The sequence below is a fragment of the Saccharopolyspora sp. NPDC050389 genome (genome assembly GCF_040655595.1).
In the GTDB taxonomy this organism is placed as follows: Bacteria; Actinomycetota; Actinomycetes; order Mycobacteriales; family Pseudonocardiaceae; genus Saccharopolyspora.
Map to the genome: position 1 here is coordinate 80,161 of NZ_JBFAKG010000025.1, position 9,446 is coordinate 89,606.

The following is a 9,446-nucleotide window of genomic DNA, read 5'->3' on the forward strand; positions in this document are numbered from 1 at the left end:
AGAAAATCGCTCGTTTCCCGGCCGGTTGGTGATTTACGGTCGCGCACATGGAATCCGACCCCAGGCACGTGGTGGAGAAGGGATATGACCGCATCGCGCACCGCTACGCGGAGTGGATCGACCGGATCCACGGCGATCCACGGATGCGCTTTCTCACCGAACTCACGAACCGGTTGCCCTCGGCGGCCTCCGCAGTGGATCTCGGCTGCGGTCCGGGCAAGCCGTGCACGGCCGTGCTCGCCGAGCACCACGACGTCCTTGGTGTCGACGTCTCCGCAGCGCAACTCGAGTTGGCGCGGCAGAACGTGCCGCGCGCACGGTTCGTGAGAGAAGACCTGACGCGACTCCGGCTCGAAGCCGGCAGCGTGGACGCGGTCACCGCCTTCTACTCCATCACGCACCTGCCCCGCGAGGAGCACGCCGCGCTCTTCGCGCGCATCGCGCGGTGGCTTCGGCCGGGAGGCTACTTCCTCGCGACGCTGGGTTGCGGCGAGACCGACGGCACCGTCGACGACTGGCTCGGCGTGCCGATGTTCTTCAGCAGCTACGACGCGGACCGCAACCGCGAGCTGCTCGGGGACGCCGGTTTTGCCCTGCTGATCGACGAGATCGTCACCATGCAGGAGCCCGAAGGCCCGGTCACCTTCCAATGGGTGCTGGCCCGAGCCGGCGGAACCGGAGCCCGAAATCGACTATCACAGCCGTGATAGTTTAGCTGCGTGACGACCCGCGACGCCGCAACCGCATCCGCCAAGAACCGCATCGTCGATGCGGTTTTCCGGCTCGTCGCGCGCGGCGGTGTCGGCGAGGCCTCGCTGCGGAAGGTTGCCGACGAATCGGGCATCAACATCGGATCCGTGCGGCACCACTTCGGCAGCCACGAGGGGCTGATGGTCGCCGCCGCCGAAGAGGTGGGCGCTCGCATGGCGCGGAGGCTCGACCTGGCGATGCCGGCGACAGGTTCCCGGCTCGACGTGGCGGGACGCCGCGCGCTGGTCGAGGCGGTGTGCCACGCCGTGCTGCCCGTCGCGGACGACGACCGGGCCGAGTTGATCGTGCTGGTCGAGCTGATCACCGCGGCGCGGCTGCGGCCGGAGTTCCGGCCGCTGGCGACGCGGATGGGCACCGATCTTCGCGCCGTCTTCCGGGAGGCGCTGGAGGCGGCGGGCGTCCGCGACGCCGAACTGGAGGCGGAGCGCCTGACCGCGCTCGTCGGGGGCTTGACCTTCGAGCTGGTCTATCCGCACGGATCGACCGATGCCGCGCTCGTCGCCGAGGTGCTGCGCCACCACGTCGCGGGCCTGATCCCGGCGTAGTCCTGGCCGAATCGGCGGCACGGCAACAGAAAACTTCTGCGCACTGTTAAGGAGCCAACAACTGTGGGGCATGTCGAGTTGCAGAAAGCGCACTACGTTCTGCCGGACGGCCGGGTGCTGCTCGATGACGTGTCGTTCCGCGTCGGCGACGGGGTGAAGGCCGCGCTGGTCGGCCCGAACGGCGCGGGGAAGACCACACTGCTCCGGTTGATCTCGGGCGATCTCGCGCCGCACGAGGGCAGCGTGACCCGTTCCGGCGGGCTCGGGGTGATGCGGCAGTTCATCGGCCACACCCGCGACGACTCGACGGTGCGGGACCTGCTGATCTCGCTGGCCGCGCCACGGCTGCGCGCCGCGGCGAAGTCGCTCGACCTGGCCGAGGAACGGCTGATCGAGCGTGACGACGATGCCGCACAAATCGCTTACGCGGAGGCGATTTCCGAGTACACCGATGCCGGCGGCTACGACGCCGAGGTGCACTGGGACCGGTGCTGCACGGCCGCGATCGGCCAGCCGTTCGACCGGATCAGGTACCGGGAGCTGCGCAAGCTCTCGGGCGGCCAGCAGAAGCGGCTCGCCCTCGAATCGCTGCTGCGCGGGCCGGACGAGGTGCTGCTGCTCGACGAGCCGGACAACTACCTCGACGTGCCCGGCAAGCAATGGCTGGAGGAGCAGATCCGGGAGACGCCGAAGTCCGTCCTGTTCGTCACGCACGACCGCGAGCTGCTGCATCGCACCGCCAACCGCATCGTGACGGTGGAGCTCGGCGCGGCGGGCAACCGGATCTGGGTGCACGGCGGTGGATTCGCCGGCTACGACGAGGCCCGTGAAGAGCGGATGTCCCGGTTGGACGAGCTCCGCCGCCGGTGGGACGAGGACCGGGCCAAGCTCACGCGGCTGGTCAACGACCTCAAGCAGAAGGCGAGCTACAACGACGGCATGGCGACGCGCTATCAGGCGGCGCAGACGCGGCTGCGCAAGTTCGAGGAGGCCGGGCCGCCGGAAGCGGTTCCGCGCGAGCAGCGGGTGCAGGTGCGCTTACCCGGCGGGCGCACCGGCAAACGCGCGGTCGTCTGCGAAGAACTCGCGCTGGACGGCCTCACCAAGCCGTTCAACGCGGAGTTCCGCTACGGCGAGCGGATCGCGGTGCTGGGTGCCAACGGCAGCGGCAAGTCGCACTTCCTGCGGCTGCTCGCCCGAGGCGGCAGCGACGACCACGTTTCCGAGCTGGACCAGGAGGCGCTGACTCCGGTTCGGCACGCCGGCCTCGCGCGCCTGGGCGCGCGGGTGGTGCCCGGGATGTTCGCGCAGACGCACGAACATCCCGAGTTCGCCGGGCGGACGCTGCTGGAGTTGCTCATGGGTGGCGGTAAGCGCCGGTCGGGCATGACGCGCGAAGCAGCCAGTCGCGCGTTGGCGCGCTACGACATCGTGCACGCCGCGCAGCGGCCGTTCGACACGCTCTCCGGCGGGCAGCAGGCGAGGTTCCAGATCCTGCTGCTGGAGCTGGAAGGCGCCAACCTGCTGCTGCTCGACGAGCCCACGGACAACCTGGACCTGGTCTCGGCGGACGCGCTGCAGTCCGGTTTGGACGACTTCGAGGGCACCGTCATCGCGGTCACCCACGACCGCTGGTTCGCCAGGTCCTTCGACCGGTTCCTGGTGTTCCACGCGGACGGGCACGTCCGCGAATCACCGCACCCGGTCTGGAACGAACCCCGCTAGAAAAACGGCTGCCCGTGGGCGTCCCACCGAACGGTGCCCGGCATCGTCAGGCGGCAACGCCTGGCAGGCCGTGCAGGAACGCGCGCCGCCGAGTTGCGCGGGGAACACGGCGGCGCACCCTGGAACTGGCCGGTGTCCGCGCCGCGGCGCGAGTCGAACCGGTGCCGGAAACAAGCGCGGCACATCCACATCGGGGAAGGTGATCGGACATGGCGAACGAACTGCGCGGCCGCCGGGTGGCGATCCTCGCCGCCGACGGTGTCGAGCAGGTCGAGCTCGAACAGCCGCGCCGGGCCGTGGAGCAGGCCGGGGCCCGGGCGGAGCTGGTTTCGGTGCACTCCGGCCAGATCCAGGCGATGAACCACGACATCAACCCGGGCGACCGGTTCACCGTGGACCGCGAGATCTCCGATGCCTCGGCCGACGACTACGACGCGCTAATCCTGCCCGGCGGCACGATCAACCCGGACAACCTCCGGCGCGACGCGCGCGCCGTGGAGTTCGTGCGGAACTTCGTGGCCTCGGGCAAACCGGTCGGCGCGATCTGCCACGGGCCCTGGACGCTTGTGGAGGCCGACGTGGTGCGAGACCGCAAGCTGACCTCGTTCCACAGCATCCGCACCGACATCCGCAACGCCGGCGGCGACGTCGTCGACGAAGAAGTGGTGGTCGACCGCGGGCTGGTCACCAGCCGCAGCCCACGCGACCTGCCCGCGTTCAACGCCAAGATCGTCGAAACCTTCGCCCAGGGCTAGCCCGCACTCACCCGGGAGCTCCGGGGTGCGGTGGCACCCCGGAGCGCACCCGATCCGCAGATCAGTCGTGCACGATCACGCCGCGGATGTTCTTGCCGTCGCGCAGATCCTGGTAGCCCTGGTTGACTTCATCCAGGGTGTAGCGCGTCGTCACCAGCTCGTCGAGCTTGAGCTTGCCCGCGTCGTAGAGGCGCAGCAGCCGCACGATGTCGTACTGCGGGTTGGACGAGCCGAACAGCGTGCCCTTGATGGTCTTCTCGTTCAGCGTCAGGTCCGCGCCGGAGACGTGCACCGTGAGCTTCGTCGGGTCGGCGAGCCCGGTGATCACGACGGTGCCGCCCTTGCCGATCGCCGCGGTCGCCTTGGACACCACGGTCTCGTCGACCGTCCCGACCAGGATCAGCGCGGCGTCCGCGCCCTGTCCCCAGGTCAGCTCGGTGACCTTCGTCTGGGCCTCGTCGGCGTCGGCGAAGGCGTGCGTGGCACCGAACTTCAGTGCCGTTTCCCGCTTGAACTCCAGGGGATCGACGACGACCACGTACTTGGCGCCCGCCTGCAACGCGCCCTGCACGGCGTTGATGCCGAGGCCGCCGATGCCGTAGATGATCACGGTGTCACCGGCCCGGACGTTGCCGGCGTTGACCGCCGTGCCCCACCCGCTGGGCACCCCGCAGCCGACCACGACCGCGGTCTCCAGCGGCAGCCAGTCGTCCACCTTGACCACCGAGTGCTGCGAGATCGTCGCCCGCTCGGAGAAGGTGCCCAGCATGCACATGGCGCCGAAGTCCTGGCCCTCGCCGTGGAACCGGAACGTCCCGTCCGGCATGGAGCCGGCCAGGATGGTGGCGCCCATGTCGCACAGGTTCTGCCGGCCGGTCGAACAGTAGCGGCAGGTCCCGCAGTTGGGGATGAAGCTGCACACCACGTGGTCGCCGGGCTTGACCTTGGTGACGCCGGGCCCGACCTCCTCGATGATCCCGGCGCCCTCGTGCCCGCCGACGATCGGATAGCGCGGCGGCAGGTCGCCGTCGGTGAGGTGCAGGTCCGAGTGGCACAGCCCGGCCGCGGTGTACTTGATCAGGACTTCTCCCGGGCCCGGGCCGTCCAGGTCCAGTTCGACGATCTCGAACGGCTTGCCCACTTCGCGCAGAACTGCTGCCTTGGTCTTCACGTGCGATTACCTGCTTCCAGCTCGATCGAAATGATCTTCCGTTGGATGTTTCGCTCTCCGCCGACTGGCTGGAGTCCGGGATCGGCAGTCTGATCCGCTCGGCGATCGGCCCGTTGCTGCACGATGCTTCTCACCCGCTGGTATGGGGTGTGCGGGGTGATGTCGGGGTCACCCACTCTGTGCAGGACGTTGATCGCTGCCGCGTGGTCTGCCTGCCACACCACCCCGCACCGTGTGCAGTGAAGCCGGTCCCCGCTACGACGCCCGAGGGCATCGCAGCAGGGGGCGACTTGTGAGGTGTAGGCCGCGTTGACCAGCGTGAGCGCAGAACCTCTGCGCTCCGACACGCTCGCGAGCGCCTCAGCGGTGACCCCCTTGGTCCACGCCGCCAAGCGCCGGTTGACGTTCCGACCGCGTTTGTTCCGCGCGGTGAACGTTTTGGTGAGGTCTTCAGCCGCGATCAACGCGGCTTTATCGACAACAGCATGCACCGCACGAAACGTCGTGGTGCGCACTGTCTGCTGCCAGCGGGACGAACGCCGATACCGCTTAACCGTCCCGAGATTGTTGCTGACGATCCGGTTGGCTTTGGCGTGATCACCGGCTTCGCGGGCTTTCTCCGCTACTGACCGGATCTTCGCACGCCGAACGTTCTTCACCTTCCGATAGTCCGATTCGGAAGTCAGCAGTACACCGAGCTCGGTGCCGTGGTGCCGCCCATCGGAATCAGTGAGGACTTCGGTGTAGCCCTTGTCCACGCCGATCTCACGATCACCGGCAGGATTCGCCGAGGACGGCATCGCGGAAGCGTCGATCTGGTAATGCACTTCCACCTGGCCGCCACGCAGGATCAGCCGTAGCGTCCCAGACGGTGCCACCGTCGTGGTCAGTGGAATTCGCACCAACTGGCGACACTGCAATCCAGGCACGGCAAGCCAGACGTCGCCGTCTTCGGTCAGGGTGAACGTGCGGTACTGGTCCGATCGAACCACGATCTGGTTGTGAGTGCGGTTGCGGCCACGCTTCCAATGTTTCCGCATCTGCCGCGACAGGAACGGGTCCTCAACCCACTTGTCGCGTTTGAGCGCGGTGTACATCCGCTTCTGTTCTGCCTGGTCCGAGGTTCGCCGGTGGATCACCTTGCGGACGGCTGCTTTCGCAGCGGCCCGGTTCGCGGTGATGTCGGCGACCGCGTCCCGAACCGTTTCCTTCCACGCATTCGCCAACACACCGAACATCTCGGCCGTACCATCGGCCATCCACCGGTCGCGAATCTCCCGATCGGACAGTCCTGCACCGTTGACCGAGCCATAGCGCAGCCATACCTCACTGCGGACACGCCCCAACCGGCGAGCCTGCTCCACCAACTGCACGTACTTGCCGGAGTTGAGGTCCTGGGAATACGCGACCCTAGTGACCTTCACAAGTCTACCCAGCAGTAAGCGGTAAATCGCCATTTTGGGGCCCGGCAACACGCAGCACCTGCAGAACAACCCACCTTCCGCGCGAACCCACCGATGCGGCACATCACGGCCAACGATAGCCAACAGCGAAGAAGATCCACGCACAAGATCACACTCCCGCTTGGGATCGGACACCCGGATCGTCGTCAGCACCCCGGGAACTCATCCACCGCAGTCACTCCGCCTCCTCACGTCGTTGTGACGGGGACCATGTTCGCGGCCGCCGGTGGGCGGTAACTGTTCAAGAACTGAACACCTCAACGGGACACCCCGAGCGCGCGCATCCTGCTGTACAGCGTGGTGCGGCTGATGCCCAGGCGCTGCGCCGCCTGCACCTTGTTCCCGCCGGTGACTCGCAAGGCCTCGGCAATGGCGTCGCGCTCCGCCCGCTCCCGCCGGCTCAGCCTGGCGGTGCGACCGGCGTCGCGGTAGCCGGCCGGGAGGTCTGCGACGGTGATGTCGCCGGCCGTGCGCCGCTCGGTGATGCCGCGGAGCACTCCCGCCAGTTCCCGGAGGTTTCCGGGCCACTGCTGGGCGATCAGCGCTTCGAGGGCGCTCGGCGCGATGCGCAGGTCGGCCCGGAGCTCGGCGAGCATGGTGCGTGCGATCCTCGCGAACTCGTCGGTCCGGCTGCGCAGCGGCGACAGGTCCACGCGGGCCTGGCAGGTCGCCGCGACGCTCAGCACTCGCGGGGGCAGCTCGGATCGTGGCGCCGAGGTGAGCACGATGCGCACGCCCGGATCGTCTGCGAGCATTCGCGCCAGCCCCGCGCACAGCGCGTCGGATAACAGCTCGATTCCTTCGACGACAAGGACTTCCGCGGCCGGATCCGGTGAGCGGAGCCGCTTCGCCCACTCCTGTTCGCCGACGACGACCACGTCCGCGGCTTCGAGCACCTGCACGGTGCGCGATCCGGCGATGGTGCGCGCCGCGGAGGTGCGTCCGGAGCCGGGTTCTCCGGCGATGAGCACTGGCTCGGTTCCGCTGCTCAGCTCGGTCAGTTGCTGGTCCAGCCCGGCTCTCCGGTTCTCGGCCGCCCGGCCGCGCGGCACCGGAACCCGCGTGCGGGCTCGGGGCGTCAGCTCGACCAGGAAGCCATCGGCCGTGCCGGTGATCTTCTCGGCTCGCAGGTTCACGGCCGTTCCCGAACCCAGCACCAGGTCTCGGGAAACGGATCTGGTCACGCCGGAGACGAGGTCGCGCAGCACCGCGTGATCCGTTGGTTCCAGCAGGTCGAGCGCGGCCCGGTTGGTCAGGACGAACTCGCCGCCGATCGCCACCACGGCCCGGCACGGGCTGCGGGAGGCGTGTTGGAAGGCCCGCAGCAGGCGCCTTTCCGATTGCCGCGCCCCTTCCCACAGCCGCTGCTCGATGTCCTCGACGGCGCGCTGCAGCAGCGGCGCGAACAGCGGATTGGCCTCGCGCGCCAGCCCGGTGATGTCCAGGACGCCTTCGATCCGGCGGGTCACGGGATTGCGGATCGGGTGGCCGTAGCAGCTGAACGCCTTGAGCGCCTCGACGAAGTGCTCCGAGCCGTGCACCGCGACCCCGCGCATGACCTCGAACGGCGTGCCGAGCGCGTTGGTGCCCGCGTTGTCCTCGGTGAACTGCGCGCCGGGCACGGCGCTGATCCGGTTCAGCGCTATCTCGGTGCGCAGGTCGGTGAACCGGCGGTCCACGATCCGGCAGGAGCTGTCGGCGAGCGCGATGCAGAAGGTGGTGCCCACCAGCCGCGTGGCGAGTTCGTCCAGCACCGGCCCGGCGGCGCCCATGAGCCTGCTGGCGGCGTCGAATTCGGCGATGTTCAGCCGGTCCAGCGCCGACTCCGGGCGGAGCCCGCTCATGCTGGTGCGCCGCCAGGACGACTCGATCTCGGGACGCATCACCTGGTTTCCGCTCGGATTCACCGCTTCCTCCCGGCCCTCAGGCGCGCCCGACCGGCCACGCATCCGGCACCACATCCGGCACCGCGTTAACGAAAGTTAACGTCGGATTATCTGTGACCCCCGCCACCGAAGCAAGCATCCGTGCGGGTGCAATGCCCCCGAACGCACGCACGGCCAGTAGTCCGAGGTGGTCAACGGGCCGCCGGGCGGCGGAACAGCGCGGCCAGCAGGAAGGGCACGCCGAAGTGCGGCGCGTCCGGCGGCTGCTCCGCCATGGGCCGCAGCTCGACCTCGGTGTAGCCCGAGAAGATCCAGCGCAGCGAGTCGGGATCGAAGGCCATCCCGCCGCCCAGGTCGCCCCGGCGGTAGAACTCCTCGTCAGGGAGCTCCGAACCCATCTCGCCCGCGGCGAAGCAGGTCAGGCCGAAGTGGCCGCCGGGGACCAGCACCCGGTCGAGCAGGTCCAGGTAGCTCACCCGGCGGTGCGGCGGCAGGTGGTGCAGGCAGCCGGAGTCGTAGACCAGGTCGTACCGGCCCAGCCGCAGGTCGGCGGAGAACATGTCGCCGAGGTGGAAGCGGACGTCGACGCCGGCCTCGCGGGCGCGCTCCTCGCCCCAGGACACGGCCTCCGGCGAGAGGCCGACGGCGTCGACCTCGAATCCCAGCGACGCGAGGTGCACCGCGTTGCGCCCCGGGCCGCAACCCAGGTCCAGCGCGCGCCCGGGAGCGATCAGGCCGCGCTCCAGGCAGGACACCAGGTTCTCGTCCGGTTTGGCGACGAAGAAGGGAATCGGCTTGGTGCGGTCGGAATAGAACCGGTCCCACCAGCCCGGGGTGTTCCGGGCATCCGCCGCGAGCATCCGGTCGAGCATGCGCAGCACGTCGTCCATCGTCCGGACTTCCCGATCCACCGACGACCTCCCGATCGCGCAAGCGGTCAACTCGACCGATTTTACCTGCACAGCAACGAGAATTGGCGGTTTCGGCGACTTCGGACCGGCCGGGGGGGGGGGGGGGGGGGGGCCCCCCCCCCCCCCCCGCGGGGGGGGGGGGGGGGCGGGGGGGGGGGGTGGGGGGGGGGGTTGTGTTTGTGGGTCTGGGGCGCAGCGCCCACCCCCGGGGGCACCGCC

General features: G+C 69.0%; 8 protein-coding genes. 4 read left to right on the forward strand and 4 right to left on the reverse strand.

Going from position 1 to position 9,446, the window contains the following annotated elements:
* Nucleotides 1-47 precede the first annotated feature (47 nt).
* From AB0I53_RS18480 to AB0I53_RS18495, 4 genes are all read left to right on the forward strand, one after another.
* Entirely contained in the window at nucleotides 48-707 is a 660-nt protein-coding gene (locus AB0I53_RS18480; protein ID WP_358603916.1) for a class I SAM-dependent methyltransferase, read from the forward strand.
* A gap of 12 nt (nucleotides 708-719) precedes the next feature.
* Complete coding sequence (locus AB0I53_RS18485; protein WP_358603919.1) at nucleotides 720-1,316, forward strand: TetR family transcriptional regulator C-terminal domain-containing protein; 597 nt, start codon at nucleotides 720-722, stop codon at nucleotides 1,314-1,316.
* A gap of 63 nt (nucleotides 1,317-1,379) precedes the next feature.
* A complete protein-coding gene (locus tag AB0I53_RS18490) occupies nucleotides 1,380-3,041 on the forward strand; it encodes an ATP-binding cassette domain-containing protein (protein WP_358603922.1) in 1,662 nt (553 codons plus the stop codon).
* A gap of 209 nt (nucleotides 3,042-3,250) precedes the next feature.
* Nucleotides 3,251-3,796 carry a type 1 glutamine amidotransferase domain-containing protein gene (locus AB0I53_RS18495; protein ID WP_358603925.1) on the forward strand — a complete coding sequence of 182 codons (546 nt, stop codon included), beginning with the start codon at nucleotides 3,251-3,253 and terminating at the stop codon, nucleotides 3,794-3,796.
* A gap of 61 nt (nucleotides 3,797-3,857) precedes the next feature.
* Here the strand turns inward: AB0I53_RS18495 and AB0I53_RS18500 are convergent, their stop codons facing one another.
* The 4 genes from AB0I53_RS18500 to AB0I53_RS18515 form a co-directional block, all read right to left on the reverse strand.
* Nucleotides 3,858-4,967: an NDMA-dependent alcohol dehydrogenase gene (locus AB0I53_RS18500; protein WP_358603928.1), complete on the reverse strand. Its 1,110-nt coding sequence runs from the start codon at nucleotides 4,965-4,967 to the stop codon at nucleotides 3,858-3,860.
* Entirely contained in the window at nucleotides 4,964-6,583 is a 1,620-nt protein-coding gene (locus tag AB0I53_RS18505; protein ID WP_358603931.1) for a transposase, read from the reverse strand. The genes AB0I53_RS18500 and AB0I53_RS18505 overlap by 4 nt, the downstream gene beginning before the upstream one ends.
* Before the next feature lie 104 nt (nucleotides 6,584-6,687).
* Nucleotides 6,688-8,337: a helix-turn-helix domain-containing protein gene (locus tag AB0I53_RS18510; RefSeq protein WP_358603934.1), complete on the reverse strand. Its 1,650-nt coding sequence runs from the start codon at nucleotides 8,335-8,337 to the stop codon at nucleotides 6,688-6,690.
* A gap of 170 nt (nucleotides 8,338-8,507) precedes the next feature.
* The gene (locus AB0I53_RS18515; protein WP_358603937.1) at nucleotides 8,508-9,227 is read right to left on the reverse strand and encodes a methyltransferase domain-containing protein; all 720 of its coding nucleotides are present in this window, start codon (nucleotides 9,225-9,227) and stop codon (nucleotides 8,508-8,510) included.
* Nucleotides 9,228-9,446: the final 219 nt, after the last annotated feature.